The 24,701-nt window shown below is 70.9% G+C and carries 20 protein-coding genes and 1 pseudogene; 9 read left to right on the top strand and 12 right to left on the bottom strand.

Annotated elements, in window-relative coordinates; translation table 11 throughout:
- Positions 1–4 precede the first annotated feature (4 nt).
- Together ACYSUO_RS26785 and ACYSUO_RS26780 are read right to left on the bottom strand one after the other, a co-directional pair.
- Positions 5–1,345: a TRAP transporter large permease subunit gene (locus ACYSUO_RS26785; protein WP_461778795.1), complete on the bottom strand. Its 1,341-nt coding sequence runs from the start codon at positions 1,343–1,345 to the stop codon at positions 5–7.
- Positions 1,342–2,739: an RraA family protein gene (locus ACYSUO_RS26780; RefSeq protein ID WP_461778794.1), complete on the bottom strand. Its 1,398-nt coding sequence runs from the start codon at positions 2,737–2,739 to the stop codon at positions 1,342–1,344. Before ACYSUO_RS26780 ends, ACYSUO_RS26785 begins: the two co-directional genes overlap by 4 nt.
- Before the next feature lie 296 nt (positions 2,740–3,035).
- Here ACYSUO_RS26780 and ACYSUO_RS26775 point away from each other — a divergent pair, with 296 nt between their 5' ends.
- The 4 genes from ACYSUO_RS26775 (at position 3,036) to ACYSUO_RS26760 (ending at position 6,797) form a co-directional block, all read left to right on the top strand.
- Positions 3,036–3,908: a DUF1932 domain-containing protein gene (locus ACYSUO_RS26775; protein ID WP_461778793.1), complete on the top strand. Its 873-nt coding sequence runs from the start codon at positions 3,036–3,038 to the stop codon at positions 3,906–3,908.
- A gap of 47 nt (positions 3,909–3,955) precedes the next feature.
- Positions 3,956–5,332, top strand: a complete 1,377-nt coding sequence (locus ACYSUO_RS26770; RefSeq protein ID WP_461778792.1) for an MFS transporter — start codon at positions 3,956–3,958, stop codon at positions 5,330–5,332.
- A gap of 63 nt (positions 5,333–5,395) precedes the next feature.
- Positions 5,396–6,049 carry a 4-carboxy-4-hydroxy-2-oxoadipate aldolase/oxaloacetate decarboxylase gene (locus ACYSUO_RS26765; RefSeq protein WP_461778791.1) on the top strand — a complete coding sequence of 218 codons (654 nt, stop codon included), beginning with the start codon at positions 5,396–5,398 and terminating at the stop codon, positions 6,047–6,049.
- Between the two features lie 70 nt (positions 6,050–6,119).
- Positions 6,120–6,797 (top strand): GntR family transcriptional regulator, encoded by a 678-nt coding sequence (locus ACYSUO_RS26760; protein WP_461778790.1) that lies wholly within the window; start codon positions 6,120–6,122, stop codon positions 6,795–6,797.
- Positions 6,798–6,882: 85 nt separating this feature from the next.
- Here ACYSUO_RS26760 and ACYSUO_RS26755 read toward each other — a convergent pair whose 3' ends face one another.
- The 5 genes from ACYSUO_RS26755 to ACYSUO_RS26735 form a co-directional block, all read right to left on the bottom strand.
- Positions 6,883–9,420: a beta-glucosidase gene (locus ACYSUO_RS26755; protein WP_461778789.1), complete on the bottom strand. Its 2,538-nt coding sequence runs from the start codon at positions 9,418–9,420 to the stop codon at positions 6,883–6,885.
- 115 nt (positions 9,421–9,535) lie between these two features.
- Positions 9,536–10,138 (bottom strand): NADPH-dependent FMN reductase, encoded by a 603-nt coding sequence (locus ACYSUO_RS26750; protein ID WP_461778788.1) that lies wholly within the window; start codon positions 10,136–10,138, stop codon positions 9,536–9,538.
- Positions 10,135–11,247 (bottom strand): LLM class flavin-dependent oxidoreductase, encoded by a 1,113-nt coding sequence (locus ACYSUO_RS26745; RefSeq protein WP_461778787.1) that lies wholly within the window; start codon positions 11,245–11,247, stop codon positions 10,135–10,137. Before ACYSUO_RS26745 ends, ACYSUO_RS26750 begins: the two co-directional genes overlap by 4 nt.
- Positions 11,248–11,475: 228 nt before the next feature.
- Entirely contained in the window at positions 11,476–12,888 is a 1,413-nt protein-coding gene (locus tag ACYSUO_RS26740; protein WP_461778786.1) for an MFS transporter, read from the bottom strand.
- 176 nt (positions 12,889–13,064) lie between these two features.
- The gene (locus tag ACYSUO_RS26735; RefSeq protein WP_461778785.1) at positions 13,065–14,507 is read right to left on the bottom strand and encodes an MFS transporter; all 1,443 of its coding nucleotides are present in this window, start codon (positions 14,505–14,507) and stop codon (positions 13,065–13,067) included.
- 236 nt (positions 14,508–14,743) lie between these two features.
- Here ACYSUO_RS26735 and ACYSUO_RS26730 point away from each other — a divergent pair, with 236 nt between their 5' ends.
- From ACYSUO_RS26730 to ACYSUO_RS26715, 4 genes are all read left to right on the top strand, one after another.
- Positions 14,744–15,760: a sugar phosphate isomerase/epimerase family protein gene (locus ACYSUO_RS26730; protein ID WP_461778784.1), complete on the top strand. Its 1,017-nt coding sequence runs from the start codon at positions 14,744–14,746 to the stop codon at positions 15,758–15,760.
- A 50-nt stretch (positions 15,761–15,810) separates the two neighbouring features.
- Positions 15,811–16,200, top strand: a complete 390-nt coding sequence (locus ACYSUO_RS26725) for a C-glycoside deglycosidase beta subunit domain-containing protein (RefSeq protein ID WP_461778783.1) — start codon at positions 15,811–15,813, stop codon at positions 16,198–16,200.
- Positions 16,201–16,216: 16 nt separating this feature from the next.
- A complete protein-coding gene (locus ACYSUO_RS26720) occupies positions 16,217–17,701 on the top strand; it encodes a GMC oxidoreductase (RefSeq protein WP_461778782.1) in 1,485 nt (494 codons plus the stop codon).
- 88 nt (positions 17,702–17,789) lie between these two features.
- Entirely contained in the window at positions 17,790–18,449 is a 660-nt protein-coding gene (locus tag ACYSUO_RS26715) for a TetR/AcrR family transcriptional regulator (protein WP_461778781.1), read from the top strand.
- A 46-nt stretch (positions 18,450–18,495) separates the two neighbouring features.
- Here ACYSUO_RS26715 and ACYSUO_RS26710 read toward each other — a convergent pair whose 3' ends face one another.
- From ACYSUO_RS26710 to ACYSUO_RS26700, 3 genes are read right to left on the bottom strand one after another with little or no spacing between them, the layout of a single operon-like run.
- The gene (locus tag ACYSUO_RS26710; protein WP_461778780.1) at positions 18,496–19,278 is read right to left on the bottom strand and encodes a TIM barrel protein; all 783 of its coding nucleotides are present in this window, start codon (positions 19,276–19,278) and stop codon (positions 18,496–18,498) included.
- A 14-nt stretch (positions 19,279–19,292) separates the two neighbouring features.
- Positions 19,293–20,309, bottom strand: a complete 1,017-nt coding sequence (locus ACYSUO_RS26705; RefSeq protein ID WP_461778779.1) for a sugar phosphate isomerase/epimerase family protein — start codon at positions 20,307–20,309, stop codon at positions 19,293–19,295.
- A complete protein-coding gene (locus ACYSUO_RS26700; protein ID WP_461778778.1) occupies positions 20,306–21,244 on the bottom strand; it encodes a sugar phosphate isomerase/epimerase family protein in 939 nt (312 codons plus the stop codon). The genes ACYSUO_RS26705 and ACYSUO_RS26700 overlap by 4 nt, the downstream gene beginning before the upstream one ends.
- A gap of 250 nt (positions 21,245–21,494) precedes the next feature.
- Here ACYSUO_RS26700 and ACYSUO_RS26695 point away from each other — a divergent pair, with 250 nt between their 5' ends.
- A complete protein-coding gene (locus ACYSUO_RS26695) occupies positions 21,495–22,898 on the top strand; it encodes an MFS transporter (RefSeq protein WP_461778777.1) in 1,404 nt (467 codons plus the stop codon).
- Between the two features lie 55 nt (positions 22,899–22,953).
- Here ACYSUO_RS26695 and ACYSUO_RS26690 read toward each other — a convergent pair whose 3' ends face one another.
- Complete coding sequence (locus tag ACYSUO_RS26690) at positions 22,954–23,469, bottom strand: hypothetical protein (RefSeq protein WP_461778776.1); 516 nt, start codon at positions 23,467–23,469, stop codon at positions 22,954–22,956.
- 233 nt (positions 23,470–23,702) lie between these two features.
- Positions 23,703–24,693: pseudogene (locus ACYSUO_RS26685) on the bottom strand (NADPH:quinone reductase).
- Between the last annotated feature and the right edge of the window lie 8 nt (positions 24,694–24,701).

The following is a 24,701-nucleotide window of genomic DNA, read 5'->3' as shown; positions in this document are numbered from 1 at the left end:
CGGTTCAGACGGGCAGGACGCCGGTGGCGACGGCGGCACCGATGAGCAGGATGGGGATGCAGTAGTACGTGAGCAGGGGCATGAAGGTGCGTGAGGGGTCGACGCCCGCGATGCCGCTGGCCACGTAGATGGGTGCGCCGGACGGGGGAGAGGCACCCTCGGTGGAGGCGAAGATCAGCACGGCGACGCAGGCGGTGGCAGGGGAGACACCGGCGCCGATCAGCGCGGAGACGGCGACCGGTCCGATCGCGGCCATGGTGGCACTGGCCGTCAGCGGGATGGCGACACCCACCACCAGGAGGCCGACGACCAGGGCCATGGCCCACAGCGGCGCGTCCACTCCCGAGAGCAGGTCGGACAGCTGCGCGGGCAGCCCGAGTTCACCCAGCGCGTTGGCCGCGGAGAACGCGGCGACGATGGTGACACCGAGCACGCCGAACTTCGGTGCGGCCCCGCCGAGCAGCTCCCACCACGCCTGTCCGCCGCGCGGCAGATGACGGCGGCCGAGCACCAGCACGATCGCGATCATCAGGACGGGTATCCAGGTGATCAGGCTGATGGCGTCGGACATCTCCACGCCGTCCAGGTAGCGGCCGAGCGCACCGGCGAGCGGCCCGCGCGTCAGCAGCAGCGGCACGACGATCCCGCCGAACAGGAGCAGGCTGGTCCAGCCCACGCCCATCGTGCGGCGCAGCGGCTTGAGTTCCTCGCCGGCCACCGCCTGGATGCCGTGCCGGCGCACCATGATGAACGCGGCGATCAGCCGGTAGCCGAGACACCACAGTCCGCCGATGAACAGCGGCAGCACGATGTCGTCGGTCGACACCACCGAGGCGACGCCGGCCGAGCCCATGAGGATGAACATGGTGGAGCTGAACGGGAAGGTGACACCCATCCCCGCCCCGCCGGCCGCGACGGTGGCGGCGAGTTCACCGCTGACGTTCGACCGCTTCATCCACGGGATCGTCACCGACCCGACGGCGGCGGTGACCGCGGCGCCGACGTGCGCGATGGCACCGAACACGCCCGCGGCGACCGTCGAGGTGTAGACGGGGCCGCCGCGCAGCCGCCCGAGCAGCGAGTTGAGGATGTCCAGGAGGTGGTCGAGGACCGGGGTGCGGGCCAGGACGTAGCTCATGAACACGAAGGCGAGCGCGGCGAAGGTGACTTCTTCCTGCAGCGCCTCGGCCAGGCTGCTCCACAGCACATGGGCGATGTCACCACCGGAGAACAGGCCGGTGACCAGGAAGCCGACGATCAGTGCCTCGCCGATGTTCCGCTTGAACACGGAGTTCCAGATGAGGATGGCCGCGATGTAGCAGCCCAGCGCCCATACGGCGATCATGATGCGTCTCCCGTTCCTGCCGCCGCGGCCGCCGTGGCGCGGATCGTGGCGCGCCGGCCGGCCTCGTCGGCCTCGACCGCGCGCGCCGCGGCGAGCACCGACTCTGCCTCCTCGGCGGCCACCACGGCAATGCCGTCGCCGTCCGCGACCACCAGGTCACCGGGACGACACACCAGGCCGCCCACTGAGACGGGCACATTCACGTGTCCGGGGCCGAACTTGTACGGACCGGCCGGTGTCACCGCGCGCGCCCACACCGGGAACCCGATCTCGGCGAGCACGTCGATGTCACGGGCCGCGCCGTCGAGCACCATGCCCACCACACCGCGCGCCTTGGCCCGCTCGCAGATCAGCTCACCGACCAGCGCCCGGGAGGTGTCCGCCTCCCCGTTGACGACGATGATGTCACCCGGCTTCGCGACCTTGATGGCCTCGTGGATGGCCCGGTTGTCGCCGGCCCGTGTCCACACCGTCAGCGCCCGCCCGATGGCACGCGCCCCGCTCCACATGGGCCGGATCCCGGAGTCGAGGAGCCCCAGCCGGTCGACCGCGTCCCCGATGTTCGCGGTGGCCACGTCCTGGTGTGCGGCCAGCAGTTCGTCCGACACCCGCGGCACATCACGCAGCCCCTCCGGGCGGGCCGCCAGCAGGTGTACGTGCCCGATCGCCCGGGCGAGCTCCGCGTCCAGGTCGAGGTCGGCCATCAGCTCGGCGGCGGCCGACACCTCGAACGCCCGGCGCTCGCCGTGCTTGGCGGTCCCCGTGTACAGCCGCTCCAACGTGCCCTCGCCGCCCGCGAGTTCGGCGGCGATCTGCTCGCGCACCCACACCTCGTCCCCAGCCGCCCGGCCCGCCTCCACGGTCTGCACGATGATCGCGCCGAGCCCCTTCATGAACACACTGCGCAGCAGCTTGCGGGCGGACGCCGCTCCCGGCTCGCCGCCCAGGTCCTCCACCGGTGCGCCGAGGGTGCCGAAGTGGTCCGCGACCACGGTGGCACCAGGACCACTGGCCACCAGCGCGGTGCGGTGCCGGTACGCGGGGACGGAGCCGATCACCGACACATCCGCGAACACGGCCTCGGAGGCGGCACCCACCGCGTCCGCGATCCGGCCCTTCAACTGCGGGGCGCCCGCGTTCATGTCGGCGTAGACCGTGGCCTTCCCGAGGTGCGGAGCGGCCTCCTGGGCCACGGCCAGTGCGGCCTTGGCCCCGGTGAGCCCGAGCACCAGATCGCTTCCGGCCACCGCCGCCTCGACGCTGCCCGCCCGCTCCACACCGTCCGGCGTCGGTACGTCCCCCGGGTCGTATCCCGCGACCGACCAGCCGTTCTCCAGGAACCCGGTCGCATACAACGCTCCCGCCTCACCGAGTCCGAGCACCGCGACGCGCATCTGTGGCCTCCTTGCCACCCCACCAGGGGATTCTCATTGAGTGATAAGTCTTATCGCTTGATGAGTAGGGATGTTGCCTGCGTGTGAAGTGGGCGTCAAGAGCTGTTTCGTCGCGCGACCCGAAGAGGTCCGGGTGGTTGGTGGCTGAACAAGGGTGTACGACGCCACCTGGAGAGTGCTATAGAAGTACAACGCACCGATAATCGCAGGGTTTGAGCCACAAGAAATCCTCGATTGTTCTTCTATTGCACGCTCCCCGGCTGATGGTCGGCCCTACCTCGAGAGATGGCGCACGGATGACTGAGATCGTGATTGTTGGCTGCGGCGAGGTCGGTCTCGCCTATGCCGAAGCCGTGCGGGAGACGCCGGCTTCGCGACTGCACCTGCTGGATCCCGCTCCCGCGCCGACGGCGCTCGCCCTGGCCGGCGAGGCAGGTCTGGAACTGCACCGGGAGGCCGGCTCCTGGCTGCACCCGGCCGAGGTGGTGCTCCTGGCGACACCGGGCGGAGCACTGGCGTCGATCCTCGACGCGCTGCTGCCCCACGTGCCGACGGGCGCCGCCATCGGGGACCTGAGCACCGCCTCGGCCGAGGACAAGCGGACCGCCGCCGCACGGTGCCAGGAGGCGGGCGTGGGCTATGCCGACATCGCCATCACCGGATCCGTCGCCCTGGGCAAGGCGCGGACACCGCTGCTCTACGCGGGCGAGGAGTACCCGGAACTCGTCGGCCTGCTGAAGCGGTTCGACGCGCCGCTGACCGTGCTGGGCGACTCCCGTCCCGGGGACGCGATGCGCGTCAAACTGCTGCGCTCAGTGATCATGAAGGGCCTTGAGGGCCTGGCGGTGGAGTGCCTGCCCGCCGCCCGGGAGTACGGCGTGCTCGACCAGCTGTGGGCATCACTGGCCGACGTCGACCGCACCGGCTTCGTCCCCCTGCTGAACGCCATGGTCCGCACCCACCCGCAGCATGCGCCACGCCGTGAGCACGAGGTGGCCCAGGCGGCCGAGCAGCTGGAACAGCTCAACTACCCGAGCACCATGACCCGGGCCACCGAGCAGCGCTTCGCCGCGACCAACGCCGCTGCCCAGCAGTCCCTTTCCGTGCCGGAGACGGCCGATGCCGCCATCGACTGGCTGGCCGGCCTCTCCCGCACCGGAAAGCGATGACACGCACCCACCCGTCCGCGTAACCCACCGTTCCCCTCCGGAGAGTCATGTCCATACACCCCAACGATGTGGCGGGACAGTACAGGCCGGCCGTCATCAACAAGATCAAGATCCGTCTCGTGCCGTTCCTGGCACTCCTCTACGTCATCGCCTTCATCGACCGGGCCAACGTCGGCTACGCGGCGCTGGAGATGAACGCCGACCTCGGCATCACGTCCACCCAATTCGGCCTGATCGCGGGCCTGTTCTCGATCGGCTACTTCGTCTTCGAAGTGCCGAGCAACATGCTCATGCGCAAGGTCGGCGCCCGCCGTTGGATCGCCCGCATCCTGGTCAGCTGGGGCGCCGTCGCCGTCGCGACCGGGTTCGTCCACAACTTCACGCAGCTCGCCGCCGTCCGTGTCATCCTCGGGATCGCCGAAGCGGGGTTCTTCCCGTGTGTCATCCTCTACCTCAGCCAGTGGTTCCCGGAACGCGAACGGGCCCGCGTGGTGGCGCAGTTCATGGTGGCTCTGCCCGTCGCCACGCTCGTCGCCGGCCCGCTGTCCGGCCTCATCCTGGACCACGTGCACTGGCTCGGTGTGTCCAGCTGGCGGTGGGTGTTCATCCTCGAAGGCGTTCCGGCCGTCCTGCTCGGCCTGGTGACACTGTTCCTCCTCACCGACTCCCCGCAGTCCGCACGCTGGCTGACGGCCGACGAGAAGCAGTGGCTCGGCCGCACACTGGAAGCGGAGAACGCGGCCAAGGAAGCGCGGCACCGCCAAGTCGGCTTCTGGCGCAGCCTGGCGGGCTGGCGCACCCTGGCCCTGGCGCTGATCTACTACAGCAAGTCCGTCGCCATCTATGTCCTGGCCTTCTTCACCCCGCAGATCGTCAACGGGCTTCAGGACAGCCTCAGCAACACCTCCGTCGGCCTGCTCAGCGCCCTGCCCTACGCCGTGGCGGCCGTGTTCATGGTCTGGTGGGCCCGACGCTCGGACCGGCTGCGGGAGCGCCGCTGGCACGTGGCCATTCCACTGTTCACCGCGGCCGCGGGCCTGTGCGCCATGGTCCTGGTGGAGGGCAGCCTCGTACTGTCCCTGCTCCTGCTCACCGTGATCACGGTGGCCGTGTACGCGACCTACGGACCGTTCTGGTCGCTGCCCTCGCTGTTCATGACCGGATCGGCGGCCGCCGTGGGCATGGCCTCGATCAACTCCATCGCCAACCTCGGCGGCTTCGTCGGTCCGTACGGGTTCGGCGCCTTGGAGGGCGCGACGGGCAGCATCTACACCGGCCTGGCCATCGTCGCCGCCGTCCTCGTCGTCTCCGGCCTGCTCGTCGTACGCCTCCGGTTCGTCCGCGAGGCCGAAGCGACCGCCCGCTCGGCATCCGCGCCCGACCGGACCGGCCTGCCCAAGGCCCCTGCTCACGACGCTTCCTGACCTCCCATCAGTCCTGACCACGCAGCAGTCCTGACCGTCCACCAGCAACGAAACGGAAGATCCATGCCCCTCACGCAAACAGTCCGCACGCAAGCAGCCCGCCCCGACCAGAAGAGTCTCGACCGGCTCGGTGAACTGGGAGCGGCCACGGTCTACGAGGCCAACGGCCAGTTCGGGGCCTTCGACGCCGGCCTCAAGCCCCTGGACCCCTCCCGCACCCTCGTCGGCACCGCGGTGACACTCGACCTGCCGCCCGCCGACAACTGGTACATCCACCTCGCCCTCCTGGAAGCCGGCCCCGGCGACGTCCTCGTCGTGGACGCCAAGGGGTACCTCGAAGCCGGGCCCTGGGGCGACGTGCTGACCTGCGCCGCCCAGGAGCGTGGCCTGGCCGGACTGGTCATCGACGGAGCGGTCCGCGACAGCCGGGACATCATCGCCAGCGGCTTCCCCGTCTTCACCCGCGGACTGTCGATTAAGGGCACGAGCAAGGCGGTGCCCGGCCGGATCAACGTGCCCGTCCGCGTCGGCGGGGTCCGCGTCGAGCCCGGTGACATCATCCTCGGCGACGCCGACGGCCTCGTCCGCGTCCCCGCCCACCAGACGGACGAAGCCCTTGCCGCCTCCGAGGCCAGGGCCGCCAAGGAGGCCGGCTTCCGCGACCGCATCCGCACCGGTGCGAGCACACTGGAACTCCTCGGGCTGCCGCGGCCCTGACCTGGACGGGCCGGTGATCCAGTCGACTAGGCTTGCCGGGGTCCACAACGGTTGAAGGAGGCGGGTGGCGATGGGACGACCGGCTGATGCCATCTATCTCGCGCTGAAGTCCGCCATCCAGACCGGACAATTGGCCCCCGGCGCCCACCTGGTCGAGGACACCCTCCGCGAGCAGTACCAGGTGAGCCGCACCCCGGTCCGCAACGCGCTGCGGCGGTTGAGCGACGACGGCCTGGTCACCATCGAGGCCAACCGCGGCGCCTTCGTCGCCTCCTGGACCAGCGACGACGCCGCCGAGGTCATGGCGATCCGCGCCATGCTGGAACCCTACGCGGCGCAACTCGCCGCCCAGCGTCGCACCAGCGGCCAGCTCGATCAGCTGATCAAGCTGTGCGACGCGATGGAGGCCTGCGAGCAGGTCCGCGGCGACCGCTTCCGCGACGAACTCGCCCGCCAGAACCACGAGTTGCATCAGCTCGTACTGGAATGCGCGGCCTCCCCGCGGCTCTACAACATCGCCGCCAACCTGACCCGTGCCCCCCTCATGCTCGGCTCGTTCCAGTTCTACGACGACCTGCAACTCCAGCGGAGCCTCCAGGACCACCGGCAACTGGTCACCGCGATCGCGGCGCACGACAGCGCCACGGCCCGCGCCGTCATGGAAGCGCACCTGCGGCTGTCCTACATGGCGCTGACCGCCTCGTCCCAGCACACCAACGCGCCCGGAGCGGCGTCGGACGACAGCTGAGACCGGGGTCGCTTGGGGGCACTCCGCCCAGCCGGTCTCGGCTGCGTATGTGGACCTGGGCACATGTGCCTCGGCACGTCACGCGTCAGCCGTTCTCCGGTCCGTGGCAGAGGCGGCCCTCGGTGTCGGTCCAGACCGTGAAGCGGGCGAAGACGTCGCGGCTGGAGCGGGCCACCCGGATGTCCCAGCGGCCGGGGCGCACACGCCAGGCTGCTGACTCCTCGTACCACCAGGAGAAGGCCCGTGGCTCCAGCTCAACGGTGACCTCGCGTTCCTCACCCGGAGCAAGGCGTACGGCTGAGAAGCCCGCGAGCTGCTGTTCGGGGCGGTCCTCGATCGGAGCGCCGTCCGCCGCGCGCGGCGACAGGTACACCTGCACCACCTCCTTGCCGGCTCGCTGCGGGCCGCAGCCGAGCCGGACCGCGATCAGCGCGACGGATTCCGTTGCGGGGGTGCGCAGTTGGGCGGAGTGCCAGGTGATGTCCGCGTAGCCGAGGCCGTGGCCGAACGCGTAGCGCGGGGTGATGTGGCGGGTGTCGAAGTGGCGGTGACCGGTCAGGAGGCCCTCGGTGTAGGAGAGGGTGCCGTCGGGGGCGGGCCGGGTGTCGAGGGCGCCGTGGTCGGTGTCGCGGTGGGCGATCGTCAGCGGCAGCCGTCCTCCTGGCTCGCACTCGCCCGTCAGGACGTCCGCGAGTGCGGGGCCGTACTCCTGGCCGGGGAACCAGGTCATCAGGACGGCGCCGGCGCGTTCGGCCCACGGCATGTCGACGGGGTGCGGGGCGTTGACGACCACGATGGTGCGCTCGTTGACCGCGCAGACCCGCTCGATCAGGTCGACCTGTGCGGCGGGCAGGGCCAGGGTGTCGCGGTCGGCGGACTCCAGCGCGCTGTCCTGCGTGACACCTACGCACACCAGCGCGGCGTCCGCGTTGCGGGCGGTCGCGACGGCGCGTTCCACCGCGTCCGCCGGGCGGGGCGCCGAGGCACCGAACGAGAGACCCTGCGCCTTGCCTCCGCCGCCGAACCGCATCTCGATGTCGATGCGCACCTCGCGCCCGGCGGTCAGTTCCACTGGAACGTGGGTGACATCGCCGTGCAGCAGCGCGCCCATCACGTCGGCCGGTTCGGCGCGCGAGCCGCCCCGGCCCGCCTCGAGCCCGTCGATGTGGAGGCGGACGTCACCGGTGCCCGCCAGATGGATGTCGTAGGTGCCGGTCGTCTCCGGGGTGAGCAGACAGGAGGCGTGGACCAGGGCCGAGGGCCCGTCCGGCAGGTCGGCGAGGGCGCCGATGCCGGGCAGCGCGGTGAACCAGACCAGCAGGTTGGTGTCCCGTACGTCGCGGGCGAGCGGCTCACCAGCCGATGTGGTGTCGCCGCCGTTCGTGTCGAGGCGGTGGTACGTCACCGTGAAGCCCTGCTCGGCCGGGGAGTCGGCCGCACGCGGGCCGAGCGGTGTGAAGGCGGGGACCCGGTGCTGCGGGAACACGGCGGTGGCGTGGTGGACCGTGTCCGGACCATAGGCCTCGCGCAGGGCGTCGAGCGGTGTGCGTACTCCAGGCCGCAGCGGAATGCGGGCGAAGCTGCCGCCCTGGTAGGCGGGGTGGGCCGCGTTCGGGCCGACGACCGAGAGGGAGCGCACCTGGCCCGGTGGCAGCGGCAGGGCCGCGTCGTCGTTCTTGAGCAGTACGAACGAGTCGGCGGCGGCGTCCCTCAGTACCCGGCGGGCGTGATCCTCGTCGGGTGCGGTTGCCTCGGCGGTACGCTGCGTGCGTCGGGAGAGCAGTGCCAACCGGGCGGCGCTGTACCGGAGTTGGTGCAGCAGGCTGGGGTCGGAGCGTGCGGCTTCGGTGGCTGCCGCGCCGAGGTGGCGGGCCGGGCCCGGCATCTCCAGGTCGAGCCCGGCGGTGAGGGCGCCGCGTGTGGTGTGGGTGCCGAACCAGTCGGAGACGGTGACACCGTCCCAGCCCCAGCGCTCGCGCAGTTCGCGGGACAGCAGTTCCGGGTTCTCGGCGCAGTGGCGGCCGCCGACCCGGTTGTACGCGGCCATGATCGCCCAGGCACCGGCCCGGGCCGCCGCCTCGAACGGGGCGAGATAGACCTCGTGCAGCGCCCGGTCGTCGACGCGCACGTCGTACGTATGACGGTCGGTCTCCGAGTCGTTGCACACCAAGTGCTTCGCGCAGGCGCCCACGCCCCGGCTCTGCATGCCGGTGATCCAGGCGGCGCCGAGCGCGGCGGCCAGCGCCGGGTCCTCGCCGAAGTGCTCGAAGGAGCGGCCGCTGAGCGGGGAACGTGTCAGGTTGAGGTTGGGGCCGAGGACGACATCGACGCCGGCGTGCGCGAACTCCTCGCCCAGGATCTCTCCGATGACACGCGCGGCCCTCGTGTCCCAGGTGGCGGCGAGAGCCGTCGCGCTCGGGGCGAGCAGGGCGGTGTCGCGTTCGTCGAGGCGGGTGCTCGCCACGCCCATCGGGCCGTCGACCAGGCGCAGTTCGCGTACGCAGAGGTCCGGGGCGGGCGTGCTGTGGTGCATGTCGAGGCCCGCGGTCACCCGGGCGAGCTCGTCGGGGCCCGGTGGCTGGGTGGGGGCTGTGGGCGGAGTCGTGGCGGGTTCGGCTGTCATGGTCGTGGTGCACCTCGGGGGAGGGGAAGGATGTGTCGGGCGTGTACGAAGAGGCGGCGCACGTACGCGTGCGTCCGGTCGGAATGGATCGACGGCGGGTGCCGGATCGCCGCGCTCAGGCCGCCCGTGCTGCAGCCTTTGTCGCCGCGGGGAGTCCCTGGCGGCGGGCGAAGTCGTGCACCTGCTCGCCCAGCAGGTCGAGTTGGGCGGCGGCCGTGGTGTCGAGGCAGTGTCCGGCGGTGTCGAACAGGCGGCTCTGGGCCGAGTTGAGGGTGACGCCGAGCGGGGTGGGCCAGCCGCGCATGGCGTGGACGGTGTTGCGCAGCGCAGTCAGGGTGGTGCCGCAGGCCTGCCAGCCGGCGGCGGTCACGACCAGGCCGACCGCGCGTCCGTCGAAGTAGACACGCTCGTCTTCGCGCAGGTCCTCCAGCAGGTCGATGGCGTTCTTGACGAGGCCGGAGACACCACCGTGGTAGCCGGGGGAGCCGATGACGATGCCGTCGGCCGCGCGGACGGCCGCCACCAAAGTGCGCTGGGCAGGGGTGCGGGCGGGGCTCTCCGGCGCGTAGTGGGGGAGCGAGGCGAGGAAGTCGCCGCCGAAGTGCTCCGTGCGGGCGCCGCGCCGCTCGGCCGCCAAAAGTGCGGTGCGGACGGCGAGTTCACTGCTGGAGCCGGGGCGGGTGGTGCCGCCGATGCCGACGATCAGTGGTGTCTTCATCGGGTCCCCTCCGTGCGGAAGCGCGGCATGACCTGCTCGGCGAAGAGCCGCATCGACGATTGGGTGAGGGCGTAACGCTCGGGAGTGAGCGGGCCGTTGGTGAAGCCCATCAGCACGTTGCCGACGCCGAGGCCGTCGTAGTGGGCGAGCTGCTGCGCGACCGTGTCCGGGCTGCCGTACAGGCACCAGGTGCGGATCCACTCCTCGCTGAGCGCGTTCGGTGCCTGCGCGTTGCTCAGGTCGACGCCGCTGATGCCCTCGGCGCGCTTGTTGTACGCGTACTCGCGGTCGATCGCCTCCTGGTAGCCCCGGAGGATGAACTCCAGCTCCTTGCGAGCCTGTTCGTCGGTCTCGGCGACGTGGACGCACTGGTAGGTGTGCGTGGTCCAGGACAGGCAGTCGTCGATCACGTCCTGGGGGTGGCCGGAGGTGGTGATCGCCGCGCGGTAGGCGTCGAGGTACTTCTGGAAGGCGGTCGAGGGCTCGCCGCTGGCGGGGATCGGCGGGACGAAGGCGGGGATGAAGGCCGGCCAGCCGTACTTGGCGGCGCGCGCCGTGCTGGTCTCGCGCATCGCCACACTCATCAGGCGGCGCCGCTCGCTGTAGGGGGCGGGCACGATGCGCTGGACGACGGCACCCTTGTAGGGGCCGTATTCGAACTGGATCGGGTCGTCGTCGACGGACTTGGCCCACAGCTTCTGCACGGTCTCGACCTGCTGTTCCATCAGGTCCTTGGAGTCCTGGAAGTCGACGCCGAAGCCGATGGTCTCCTCGGGAGTGGTGCCCGAGCCGATGCCGACGAGGACCTTGCCCTTGGTGAGGTGGTCGAGGAGGTTGACGCGCTCGGCGAAGCGCACCGGGTGGTGCAGCGGAAGCGTGGTCACGGAGAAGCCGTAGTGCACGTTCTTCGTCTGTGCGGCCAGGTGGGCGGCGAACAGGAACGGGTCCGAGGACATCGGTGCGTAGCCGGTGAAGTGGTGGTCCGGCAGGAACACCGCGTCGAAGCCGAGCCGGTCGGCCTCCAGGGCGTGCTCGGCGAGGGTGTCGAGGACGTAGGCGTCGTCGTCCGGGCCCATGGAACGGCCGACGAGGAAGGCGGAGAAGCGCACGAGGGGGCCTCCTGGGATCAGTGCGGTGCAGTCCAGCACAGTGAAAGAATCAGAATTACGATTCTGAAGTTAGCTCCGGCCCGGGGGCCTCGTCAAGGCCCGGCGAAATGACGGGAGTTGTGGGGGCTTTCGGCTCCGGACATGCCGATGAGGCCGCCCGCGTTGCCAGGGGCGGCCGCATACGCAAGGACAAATCGCGGCGAGGGCGCTAGAAGCGCCTGCGTGCCGTCAGGCCCGCGCCCGTTGCCGCTTCGCCAACTCGCTGACAATGCGCGGGTGTTCGGCGTCGAGCCGCCAGAATGCGATGATGCCGATCTGGGCGAGCATCAGTACCGGCGGAGCGCCGTAGTACAGCAGCTTGATGGTGGCGATCGCGGCGTCGGGGGCGTTGTGTCCGTCCGTGTATCCGGCCCGGGCCAGGGCGAAGGCCACGAGGGCGCCGCCGATGGCGGTGCCCACCTTGGTGGCCAGGCTGAAGCCGGAGTTGAGCAGCCCCTCGCTGCGTACGCCGAACCGCCACTCGTTGTAGTCGACGGTGTCGGCGACGGCGGTGTACAGCGACGTCATGCTGAGTCCGCTGCACAGGCATGCCAGGCAGTACACGGGGATGAACACCGGCAACACCCCCTCGGAGAACGGCAGGAGCGCGAAGAGCGCGCCGGAAGCGGTGAGGGCGAGGATGTTGCCGCGCCGCCGTCCGAGCCGGGCGTAGTACGGCTTGGCGGACAGGCCACCCACGATGAGCGAGCCGGAGATGAGCGGTAGCAGCAGGGAGATGGTCCACGGCTGGTGCAGCACTTGGATGCAGTAGTAGATCGTCACGGTCGTCATCACGCTGAGGCGGACGAAGTTGACCACCGCGAAGGCGTTGGCGACCATCCACGGACCGTTGCGGACCGCGGCCCTGAGCTCCTCGCCCAGGGTGATCGACCGTGTGCCGAGGTCGGTGTGGCGCTCCTTGCAGTACCGGAAGGTCACCAGGAAAAGGACGACGCTCGCGGTGGACATGAGAGCGGTCGTCCAGAAGTAGCCCGAGCGCGAGGTCGCCGAGCCGCCGAAGGCGACCACCAGGGTCGCGGTGAGGCCGGTGACGATCAGCGTTCCCACGGAGCTGCCCATCGCGCGGAAGCCGCCGAGGCCCGCACGCTCGCCCTGGTCGCGAGTCATCATCGGCATCAGGGAGCCGTACGGGATGTTGAGCGCGGAGAAGAGGAGTCCCAGGAGGAGGAACGTGGCGCAGGCGTAGACCACCTTGAGGGTGTGTGAGACGTCCGGGACCGTGAACGTCAGGATGTTCACGATCCCGAACGGGACGGCGCACCACAGCAGATAGGGGCGGGCCTTGCCGTGCCGGGAGCGCGTGCGGTCGACGAGAACGCCGATCCCGACGTCCGCGCCGGCGTCGATGAACCGGGCGACGAGGATCAGGGTTCCGGCGGCCGCGGCGGTGATCCCGGCGACGTCCGTGTAGTAGAACAGCAGGAAGCTGCTGACCATGTTCCAGGAGAGGTTGGAGGCCACGTCCCCCAGGCCGAAGGCCACCCGCTCGCGCTTGCGCAGCGGTGGCTCGGCGGCGAGGGGGGAAGTGGTGGTGCCGGGGTGGGCGATGCCGTCGGGGCGTGCCGAGGTCGAGGATGCCATGCGCAGACCAGCTTCAGTCGGGCGCGCGTCCCGGCGCGCCATGGACAGGAAGGAGCGCGCCGGCTGGGCCATTGCGAGGCCACCGGCGGCGCGGTCACGTGGAATGCTCTGGATCCTGCAGCACGACGGAACGACCGTCAATCAGAATTCTGCTTCTGTTTAATTTCGCCGCCGCTTCACACGTCGGTCGGCTCCGGCGCGGCCGAGCCCAGCCGGTGCGGTGGAAGTACCGCGGCGCAGAGCAGCCCGGCGGCGAAGCAGCAGGCCGCCGCCGTGAAGACGGGGCGGAACGCGTCGCCGTAGGACGCCGCGCCCGTGCCGCCGCGCGCGGCCAGGCCGTGGGCGGCGAGCGCGCCGAGCCCCGCCGCTCCCACCGTCACACCGATCTCCCGTACGAACGCCATCGCCGACGTGACCGCTCCCACCGATCCCGCCGGGCCGGCGTCCTGCGCGACCACCACCACGACCTGCATGAACAGCCCTGCGCCGAGCCCGAGCAAGCCCAACAACGCAGCCGCCAGTGGCAGCGGAAGGCCCGGCCCGCCGTCCCCGCCGGCGCCGAGTGCGAGGCCCGTGGCCGCGAGGGCCGCGAGCACACTGCCCGCCCGCGGGAACGCGCGCCACCGCCCGAAACTGCCGACCAGCCGCCCCGACAGGTTCATGCCGAGCGTGATCCCCACGGTGATGGGGAGCAGCATCAGCCCGGCGGTCGAAGCCGACACCCCGTACGCGCCCTGGGTCCACATCGGCACGTACGCGATCATCCCGAACAGGCCGAGTCCCGCGGTCAGCGCGAGGAGGCAGCACAGCAGCGGCGTCCGACCCGTCAACACCCTTACCGGCAGCACCGGTTGGGCGGCACGCCGCTCCCACGCCAGCGCCGCGGCGACTGCCACCGCCGAGCCGGCGGCACCCGCCGCGACCATGCCAGCCGAGGCGCCCTCCCCGGCCGCCGTCGTCGCCAGGACCAGCGCGGTCGCGGCCAGGGCGACCAGGGCCGCGCCCGCCGCGTCGAACCGGTGCGCACGCGCCGCGCCGGGCGTCGCCGGGACGGTGCGCAGCGCGAGCAGGGCCGCCGCCGCGCCCAGCGGCAGATTGACGCCGAAGATCAGCCGCCACCCCACCAGGTCCGTGAGCCACCCACCGAGGAGTGGCCCCGCGACGGTCGCCACGGCGAACACCGCACCCAGTGGCCCGAGATAGGCGGCGCGCTGTCGGGCCGGAACGGTGTCCGCGACGACCGCCTGCGGCAGCACCAGGAGCCCGGCCCCGCCCACCCCCTGGGCGAAGCGGGCCGCCGCCAGCCACGTGACGTCGGTCGCGGCGGCGCAGGCCAGCGAGGAGAGGACGAAGAGCGCGATGCAGGCCAGCAGTGTCCGGCGGCGTCCGAACCGGTCGCCGAGCGCGCCCGCCGTGGTGAGGGTGGCCGTCATGGCGAGGGCGTAGGCGGTCACGATCCAGGACGCCCGCCAGGGAGCGCCGAGTTCGGCCGTGACGGCGGGCAGTGCGGTGGCGACGATCGTCTGGTCCAGCGCGCTCAGAGCCGTGACGAGGACGAGGCAGAGGAACAGTGCGCGGCGGGGCCGCGCCGCGGTGGGCGCGGCTGCGGTCGCTGACATGGAATCACTTCCTGTGAGGGGAGCGCCGGATCCGGCGATGACGGCGGCGACCGGGCGCGGGAAGGGGTCGGCTTCCCGACGGGCGGCCCGGATGGGCCGGGCCGCCCCGCTGTCGTGCTCCAGTATGCAACAGAAACAGAATCTAGATATTGAAAACGCGGTCGGCCGGACCTAAGGTGGCGGCGCAGGTCGCGTTGGTGACCGAAGCAGCACACCCGAAGGAGCTCCTGCCGCCCATGACGTCCCGAAACGACCGCGGCACCCGCCCGTCCCACACCGTCCGCCGAGGTGTCAGCCTCTACTCCTTCCAGGAGGAGTACTTCCTGCGCACGCTCACCGTCGAGCAGTGCGTGTCCGCCGCCGCGGACATGGGGGCGTACGGCATCGAGATCATCCCCGAGCAGTCCATACCCGGTCACCCCACATTGCCCGAGGCGTTCGTCGCCGACTGGCACGGCTGGATGAAGCGCTACGGCACCACTCCCACGGCCACCAACGCCTTCCTCGACACCAAGCTCCACCCCGGCCGCATGCTCACCCCCGACGAGCAGGCCGCCCGCGTGCGCCGCGAGATCGACATCGCGGTCGCCCTCGGCGCCCCGATCGTCAAGGCGACGGTCAACTTCCCGCCCGAGGTCATGGCCGCGGTCGCCCCCTACGCCGCCGATCACGGCGTGCGCGTCCTGCTGGAGGTGCACGCACCCTTCCACTACGAACACCCGTGGATCCAGGAGCACTTGGCGGTCATGCACCGCGCAGGGCCGGACGTGCTCGGCCTCATGCCCGACATGGGTGTGTACGTGCGCCGCTTCCCCCGCGTCGCCAGTGACCGCGCTCTGCGCGAAGGTGCCGACCCGCGCCTCGTCGACTACATCGTCAAGACCTACGACGACCACGGCGACACCCACGCCCTGATGGACATCGTCAACTACCGCGGCGGCGGCCCCGTCGAGACGGGCCTCGCCCGCCAGGCCACCCACTACATCTGGTCCGACCCGCGCGACATGCTCGACCACATGGCCTTCATCCACCACGTCCAGGCCAAGTTCTACGAGATGCCCGACGACAAGGCCGAATACAGCATCCCCTACGAGGAGATCGTCCCCGTCCTGGTGAAGGGCGGCTTCGACGGCTACCTGTCCAGCGAGTACGAGGGCAACCGGCACATCCAGGACGCCTTCGCCGTCGACAGTGTCGAGCAGGTGCGCCGCCAACAGCGCATGTTGGCACGGCTGTTGGGCGAGGGCGACTGACGCACCCGCGCCGCCCGCCCATCCGTCTTTCCTCTTCAGGGAGTTCTCTCGTGTTCGACCAGTACATCGTCTGCGACGACCACGGCATCCGGCCGCGCCCCGACGGGCGCCCCGGTGGGATCGTCGAGGTCCGCATGCCCTACTACCGCGGCCTGTTCCTCTCCATGGTCGAGGCCGTCGATCTCACCCTCGACGGCGAGTCCGTCCCGGCCGAGCGGACCACGTTCACCGTGCACGGCAACACCTACACCTTCGACCGGATGCCTCATGTCACCGACGACCGCTGGGAGATGGGGGAGCGGGCACAACTCGCCTTCGAGACGGGCCGACCCGTCGAGGGCGGCGAGCACCGTGTCACCGTCGTCGTCCGGCTGCGCATCTCGTACATGCCCGTGCCGGGCGGCGGCCGCTGCACCAAGACCCTCTCGCTCGTCCGCTGACCGAAGGGCACCCGCCATGACCCGTACCTTCCCCGCCCGCGTCGACGTCGCCGTCGTCGGCAGCGGCCCCTGCGGTGCCGCCGTCGCCCGCACGCTCGGCGAACGCGCCCCACACCTGAGCGTCGCCCTCTTCGAGGCCGGACCTCAGCTCACCGCGACACCGGGACAGCACGTCAAGAGCATCGCCGACCCGGCCGCACGGGCCGAGGCCCAGCGCCGCTCCCAGGGGTCCGGGCCGGCCCCCGACGGCCGCACTGCCCGCCCCGGCACCTATCTGCTGCCCGACGGCTACCGCACCCCCGGCGAGGACGGCCTGCCCGCCGCCGCGATGTCCCGCAACGTCGGCGGCATGGGAGCCCATTGGACCGGCGCCTGCCCCCGCCCCAGCGAGAGCGAACGCATCGACTTCCTGCCCGGCCTGGACGCCCTCCTCGACGAGGCCGAGCGCCTCCTCGCCGTACGCCATGACGCCTTCGACGACGCGCCCTTCACCGGCCTCGTCCGCGAACGCCTCGCCGCCGCCTTCGACACCGGTCGCGGCGCGGGGCGCACCGTGCGCGCCATGCCGCTCGCTGTCCGCCGTGACGCCGACGGCCGTGTCACCTGGTCCGGCGCGGATGTGGTTCTCGGCGATGTCGCCCTCGCCGACCCGCACTTCACCCTCCACGCGGACGCCCACGTCCGCCGCGTGCACACCGACCGCGGCCGGGTCACCGGCCTCACCGTCCGCGACCTCGTGCACGGAGGGGAGCACGAGGTCGCGGCGCGGGCCGTCGTCGTGGCGGCCGACGCGCTGCGCACCCCGCAGTTGCTGTGGGCCTCCGGCATCCGCCCCACGGCGCTCGGCCGCTACCTCAACGACCAGCACCAGGTCGTCTGCGCGACCCGGCTCGCGGACGTCGACGACGCCGGGGCCGCGGCGGTCGGCGAAGCCACGGCCGCCGCCCGGCACAGCGGCGTGAGCTGGGTCCCGTACACCGACGCCGAACCCTTCCACGGCCAGGTCATGCAGCTCGACGCCTCACCCGTGCCGCTCGCCGACGACGAGGTGCCCGCGCCCGGCTCGATCGTCGGCCTCGGCTGGTTCTGCGCCAAGGACCTCCGCGCCGAGGACCGCGTCACGTTCGACGACACACGCACCGACGCCGACGGCATGCCGGCCCCACGGATCCACTACACCCTCACCGACCGCGACCGTGCCACCTTGGAGGCCGCCCGCAAGACGGTCCGGCGCGCGGCCGAAGCCCTCGGCACACCCCTCGACCCCGAGCCGATCACCCTCCCGCTCGGATCCTCCCTGCACTACCAGGGCACCGTACGGATGGGGGAGACGGACGACGGCACCAGCGTGTGCGACCCGGACGGTCAGGTGTGGGGCACGGGTGGTCTCTACGTCGCCGGCAACGGCGCCATTCCGACCGCCACGGCCTGCAATCCGACGCTCACGTCCGTCGCTCTGGCCGTGGGCACGGCCGGCCACATCGCGGCCGCGCTCGCCTGAAGGAGTCCGCCGCGCACGATGGCGCGGTGCGGGAGGCCCCGCATCCACGTCATTGGGGAGCGCCGTCGGTGCCGCCTACAATGTCGGGATGCCCGCACCCGCCAAGCGCCCCGCCGAGTCAGGCGGTATCCGTGCCCCCAAGCAGGAGCGCAGCCAGCGCTCGTTCGACCTGGTCCTCGACACCACGCTGGAGCTGCTCGCGGAGAAGGGGTACGCGGGCTTCGCTCTGACCGAGGTGAGCCGCCGCAGCGGGGTGTCGGTCGGGTCGATCTACACCCGTGTCGACGGCAAGGACGACCTGCTGAGGGCCGCGCAGACCCGGTTCCAGGAGCAGATGCTGGCCGAGCACCAGGCCCTCACGGACGCCGACCGGTGGGTCGGTACCGGCCTGGGGGACATGCTGCCGCGCCTGATCGAGGAACTGGCCCGTCTGCTGGAGCGGCAGGGGCCCGCGCTCGGTGCCTTCCAGCAGCGTGGCGCCGTCGACCCGGAGGTGGCGAAGGTTGGCAAGACCTCCTACTTCGACCTGCGGGACCGCTTCGTCGGGCTGGTGCTGTCCCGCCGCGACGAGGTGCGCCACCCGGACCCGGAGCGCGCGGCGGGCTCCTGCTTCACCACGGTGTACGCGGCGCTCGCGCGCGGTCTCGCGCTCGATGTGCCGACCGAGGCGGCCGAGGGCACCGACATGTCCACGCTGGTCGCGGACTTGGGCGCGATGACCCTCGCGTTCCTGCGTACGAAGGGTTGACGCCGGAACGCGCGGCTCACGCACGCGGCGCGTTCCGGTGCCACGGTCACTGTCCGGCGGCGATCTTCTCGATGACGCGCAGCGAGTCGAGGGTGCCGGTGGTGGGGCGGTACTCGAGGCCGATCGGGCCCTGGTAGCCGAGGCGGCGCAGAGCGGTGAGTTGCGCGGACCAGTCGACGGTGCCGGTGCCGGGTTCGGTGCGGTCCGGCAGGTCGGCGATCTGCACGTGGGACACCAACTGTGCAGCTCCTGCCAGGATTTGCTCGGGCGTCTCGCCCATCTGCAGGGAGTGGTAGGCGTCGTAGAGCAGGGCGAGGCCGGGGGAGCCTACCTCGCGGACCGCCCGCAGGCACTCCGCGGTGGTGTCGAAGAGGGTGCCCGGATGGTCCACCGCGGTGTTGAGGTTCTCCAGGACGAGGGTGACGCCGTGCGCGGCGGCGATCTCCGCGCCCGCCTTCAACGCGTCCACGACGATGCCGTGTTGTACGGCCCGCTTCATGTAGGGGAGGCCGACGCCGGAGCCGGTGACGATGCGGGTACAGCCCAACCGGACGGCGGCCTCGGCCGCGTCCCGCACATGGCCGAGGAACGCCTCGTGGGTGCCGGCGTCGGCCAGGGTGAGGCGGCCCTCGACGAGCAGGGTGTGCAGGGTGGAGCCGGTGGCGTCGAGGCTGGACCGGAGGGCACCGAGGTCCTTGTCGCTGTGCGACCAGATCTCGACGGTGTCGATACCGTGGTCGGCGGCGGCGCGGACACGCTCGCCCAGGTCGTCGCCGGCCTCGTGGAAGAGGAGCTCGACGTTGACGGAGAGAGGGACGGGGTGGGACATGGTGGCTCCCGTGATCAGGAGGGGACCCCGCGACGGTGACCGCGGGGGAACAGGCGCTGGGCGAACCAGCCGTTGAGCATGGCGCTGCGGGCCGGGTTCGGGGTCTGCTCGCTCTCGAAGACGGCCCAGCCGGACCAGGCGTGGGCGCGCAGCCGTTCGGCGAGCGCGGCGAAGTCGACGAGTCCGCCGGGGGTGCCGCACTCGTAGAACCAGCGCTCGATGCCGCGGGCGCCGCCCTCGGAGAGCATGCCCGCCTCGGCGTGCGGGGCGAGCCGCTCGTCGCTCTCGTCGACGTGGCGGGTGTCCTTGAGGTGCAGGTGGTCGACCCGCTCGTGGTGGGTGTCGAAGAGACGGACCGGGTCGAGCCCGGCGACGGTCAACTCGGCGGTGTCCAGGGTGAGTCCGACGACCGCGGGGTCGGTCTCGGCGAGGAGGGCGGCCAGGGTCTTCTCGTCGGCGGCGGCGCTGAGGCAGTCCGCGTGCAGGGACAGCCGCACCCCGGCGCGTGCCACGGCCGCGCCGACCGCGTTCCAGCCCGCCGCCGCGTCCGCGATCCCGGCCGCGTCGAGGGGTCCGTCGAGCGTCCACGCCGCGGGCAGGGCGCGTACCACGAGACGGGAACCGCCGGCCTGAGTGAGGAACTCCGCGAAGGGCAGCAGGGATTGGACGATCTCCGGGTGCTGGGCGCGGTCCAGGACCGAGCGGCCGCGGCTGAGTTCCTCGTCGACGGGGTGGCCCGGGTCGACGTACCAACTGCTCACCGCGGCAAGGCCGGTGCGGCGCACGACGTCGAGGAAGGCGCCGGCTGTCCCGTAGGTGGCGGCGATCGAGGCGGGTCGGCCGAGCGGGTCCCAGCGGCCGGTGCCGCCGCGCAGCTCGACTCCGGTGAAGCCGCTGGCTGCGAGCACCTTCAGGGCACGTTCGTGCTGTTCGGGGCGGGTGAAGTCGTCGAAGTTCGGCTTCCACTGGTTGATGGCGTAGCCGAGCCGGACATCCGGCGTGGCGTCGGCGCTCATCCGTGTGTCACTCATGCGTAGATCTCCGAGAGAACGTTGCGGGCGTACCACATGGACAGGGCGGTGGCCTCGGCGTAGTCCCCGCCGATGTTGACCTTGTCGTGCTCGACGGTGATCCAACCCTCGTAGCCGACGTCTTTGATGGCCCGCATGAGGCGCGGGAAGTCGACAAGCCCGCCGTCGGTCCCCATCTCGTGGAACCACTGCGGTGTTTGAGGGGCCATCAGCTCCGCGTCGGGGCTGTGCCGGTACGCGTCGGTGGTGTCACGTTCCCGGGTATCCTTGAAGTGGAAGCCGGAGCAGCGCTCGTGCAGGTCCATGAAGAGGGCGACCGGGTCGATGCCCGCGATGCAGTGCTGGGCGGTGTCGCAGAAGAACGACACGTAGCGCGGGTCGGTGAACTCGTAGAACTTGCGGATGTCGTCCTCGGTGCGGATCGCGCAGAAGAACTCGTGGTGGCAAGTGGTGCGGACGCCGAACTCGGTGAGGGTCATCTCGCCGACCCGGTTCCAGCACTCGGCCGCGGCCTTGATCTTGTCGTCGGTGACCGGGGCGGTGTCCTTGTAGAGGCTCGCGGGCATCACGATGAGGCTCTCGATGTCGAGGCTCTCCCACATGCCGAGCATGCGGCGGGTGCTGGTGACGATCTCGTCGTGGGTCTCGCGCACGTGTGCGTCGGCGACCCGCGGGTCGTACATGATGCCGCGGAAGAGGTTGACGATCTTCTCGATGCCGTGGTCGCGCAGATAGCGCTGGTAGTTCTCGACGGAGCCGAACATCCCGCTCAGCGCGAAGACTTGGAAGTCGAACATGTCCAGGCCCTCGAAGCCGACGGCGCTGATCTGCTTGACGAAGTCGTCCATGTGGCGGCGGGCGGCGTACTGGGTGACGGGGCCGCGCGGGCTGTCCACCCGCCAGTGGTCCATGTAGCTCCAGCGGAGCGCGGTCATGCGCGATCAACTCCAGAAGAGGAGGAACTGCCGCGCCCGGTAAGACGCGGGACCGCGATTAAAACAGAATCTGGATACTGATTCTAGACCTCGTCGGGGCTGGGGTCGATCAATGAGGGCGGGGGCTTCGGACGAAGAAACAAAATTAGAATTTCGAATCTACTTCATCTTGTGCGGGGCGGCTCCGTGGTGTGCTCTGAGCGTCCAAAGGCGCCGGCGCGGCGCCGTGCCTGCAAAGGAGCGGAGCACGTTGGACACCACCACTGAAGCGACCAAGTCACACGCGGCGCAGGGGAGTTCGGCCCGCCTCGGCTGGCGGGAGAAGTTCGGCTACGGGGCCGGTGATCTGGCCTCCAACCTCTCCTGGAACCTCGTCGGCGGCTTCCTGCTGTACTACTACACCGACGTCGCCAAGCTGCCCGCCGCGATCCTCGGCACCCTCTTCCTCGTCGCCCGGCTCCTCGACGCGGTGGTCGACCCCGTCATCGGCATCCTGGTGGACCGCACCGGCTCCCGCTGGGGCAAGGCCCGCCCCTATCTGGTCTTCGCGTCGATCCCGTTCGGCGTGGTCGGGGTGCTCACCTTCACCGTCCCGGACCTCGGCGAGAACGGGAAGCTCGTCTACGCCTTCCTCACCTACCTCACGCTCGGCCTGCTGTTCTCCCTGGTCAACGTCCCGTACAGCTCGCTGCTCCCGATGATGACGCGGGACCCGCACGAGCGGATGCAGATGGGCGGCCTGCGGGCGATCGGCAGCTCGGTGGGATCGATCATCGTGACCGCGACCACCACTCCGTTCGTGGCGTGGCTCGGCGCCGGGAGCGAGCGGCGCGGCTGGACCATCGCGACCGTCGTCTACGGGGTGCTGAGTGTCGGCTTCTTCGCCGTCACCTTCGCCACCTGCAAAGAGCGTTACGCCCTCTCCGCCGCGCAGGAGCGGACCGGCCTGGGCGCCGCGCTGCGCACCCTGTGGGGCAACCGCCCCTGGAAGGTGACCTTCGTCTACGGAGTCATCAACTTCGTGCGCCTGAACCTGGTTCTTGGTGTCACCGTGTACTTCGCGCTGGCCGTGCTGCACGCGCCGTGGGCCATCTCCGTGCTGCTGCCGCTGGTCTCGGGGACCATGATTCTCGGCGGTGTGGTGGCGGCGCCGTACTACCGGAAGTTCGGCAAGCGGCGCGGCAACGTGCAGGCGCTGACGGTGGGCTTCGTGTGCTGGGCGGCGATGTACCCGGCGGAGGCGAGCTTCCCCGCCTTCCTCACCCTGTACATCGCGGCCACCTTCGCCATCGGGATCTCCATGGTCTCGATGTTCACCATGACGGCAGACACCGTCGAGTACCAGCAGTGGCGATTCGGCACGCGCAACGAGGGCCTGCTCTCCTCGGGCATCAGCTTCGCCACCAAGGTCGGCTCCGCCATCGGAGCCTCCGCCGTCGCGTACGGTCTCGCGCTGGCCGACTACCGCCCCGGCGACACGGGCGACGCCGCGCTGCTCGCGATCCGCGTGATGTTCTACGGCATCCCGCTGCTGCTGATCGCGGGCCAGGCCCTGGCAATGCTCTTCTGGGACCTGGACGGGCGCCACGAGCAGATGCGGGCCGAGATCGACCGCGCCGGGGGCGAGGGCGGGTCTGTTGCGAACGTGACGTAGGCGAAGGCGAATTCCGCGCCGCCGGCTCGGCGGATGTGGAAGGTGCGGGGGCGCGTCAGGCGCGCGGGGCTGTGGTGTCGTACGACCAGAGCTCGTGCTGGAAGCGGCCCGGCGACATGACCTCCTGGGTCTCCTTCGGGCGCCAGACGACGTCGCAGCGGTGGCAGTACCAGGCCGCACTCCACAGGGGGTGGGCGAGGGCGCCGCGGGCTTCGATGCGGCGACGGTCCTTGCGGTTCACCGTGCCCATCACCGCAAGCACGGCCCCGTCGATGGCGGCCAGGACCAACCAGATGGGCGGGCCGAAGATCGCGATGAAGCAGAGGCCGGGGAGGGCGCCGGCGAGGACGAGCGCGAAGCCGTCCATTTCGGGCGGCTCCGGGGTCAGCGCGAGCCGTCCTGCCAGAGGGGTGTGGGCGGGGCCGCCGTCCCGGCGGTGCTCGCGCGGGATCCGGCCGTCCTGGACGATCCGTGGCACGGACTGGGCCCAGTCGCCGCCGCAGCGCGGGCAGAGGGGTATGTGGCCGCCTAGCTGTCGGGAGGGCCGGTCAAGGGGACTCTTGTCTTCCATTTCCTTCCTCTCTGTGGCGGTATGCGAGTTTCAGGATAGGAAGGGCCGGCCAACGCTCGGGGGACCGGTGCCGCATACGAAGTGAACTCAGCTTTGCTGTAGGCGAGTTGAGTGGGCAGACAGTCGGTGGGGGTGAGAGTTTCCGCCGCACCCAGAACCGCGGAAAAAGGGCGTGGGTCGGTCAGTTGGTTTCGCGGCGGTGCAGCAGGAAGGTTCCGACGGCCGTTGCTGGCTCAGCCGGCTCGCTGGGGGACGGTGACCAGGATGCGGCCGCGGCCGCCGGTGTCGACGCGGTCGTGCGCCTTGGCGATCTCCTCCAGCGGGAAGCGGTCGCCGATGTCCACCGTGAGGGCGCCGACGGCGGCCGCGGCAGTGAGGTCGCGGGCGGCCTGCCTTCTGGCCGCGGCGGGGAAGTCGTCGCTGCCGAGCAGGCGGAGGGTGACGTTGTTGAACAACAGCGGCCAGAAGGGGATCGCTGTCCGGTCGGCGCGGGTGGCGTAGGCGGCGATGACCGCGTCGTTCGCGGCAACGGCACAGTCCAGGTCGGCGTTGTCGGACAGGGACACCTCGACGATACGGTGGACTCCCTTGGGTGCGTACGTGCGGATCTCCGCCGCCGGGTCGCCGGAGTCAAGGGCGACGGCGTGAGACACCACGGAGGGGTCGATGCGGTGCAGGTCCTCCCCGCGCCGGACGGTGGCGAGCACGGTGGCCCCTGCCCAGTGGGCGAGCTGGGCGGCCAGGGAGCCGACCCCGCCGAGCACACCGTGCACCAGGACGAGCTTCCCGTCGACCGGGCCGTCGGCGAACACGGTGCGGTGGGCGGTGATGCCGGGGATGCCGAGGCTCGCCCCGAGCTCGTCGCCGAGGTGGGCGGGCAGGGGGGGCGGCCAGGTCGGCGGGGACGACGGTGTACTGGGCGGCGGTGCCGAAGGGGCGGTAGGACTGGGCGCCGTATACCCAGACCCGTTGTCCGACGCGGCGGGCGTCGACGTGGGCGCCCACGGCGTCGATGGTTCCGGCGGCGTCGCTGTGCGGGATCACCCGGGGGAAGGGCATGGACGAGCCGAGCCAGCCGCGCCGCTTCTTGGTGTCGCCGGGGTTGACGCCCGAGACGGTGACACGGACACGGACTTCACCGGGACCGGGGACGGGATCCGGGAGTTCGCCGACGTGCAGGACATCGGAGGCGGGACCCTGGTCGTCGTACCAGGAAGCAAGCATGGAGGTAC

This window comes from Streptomyces sp. UC4497 (assembly GCF_054871485.1).
The sequence above is the reverse complement of the archived record's forward strand: the minus strand, read 5'-3'. Positions and strand labels throughout refer to the sequence as shown.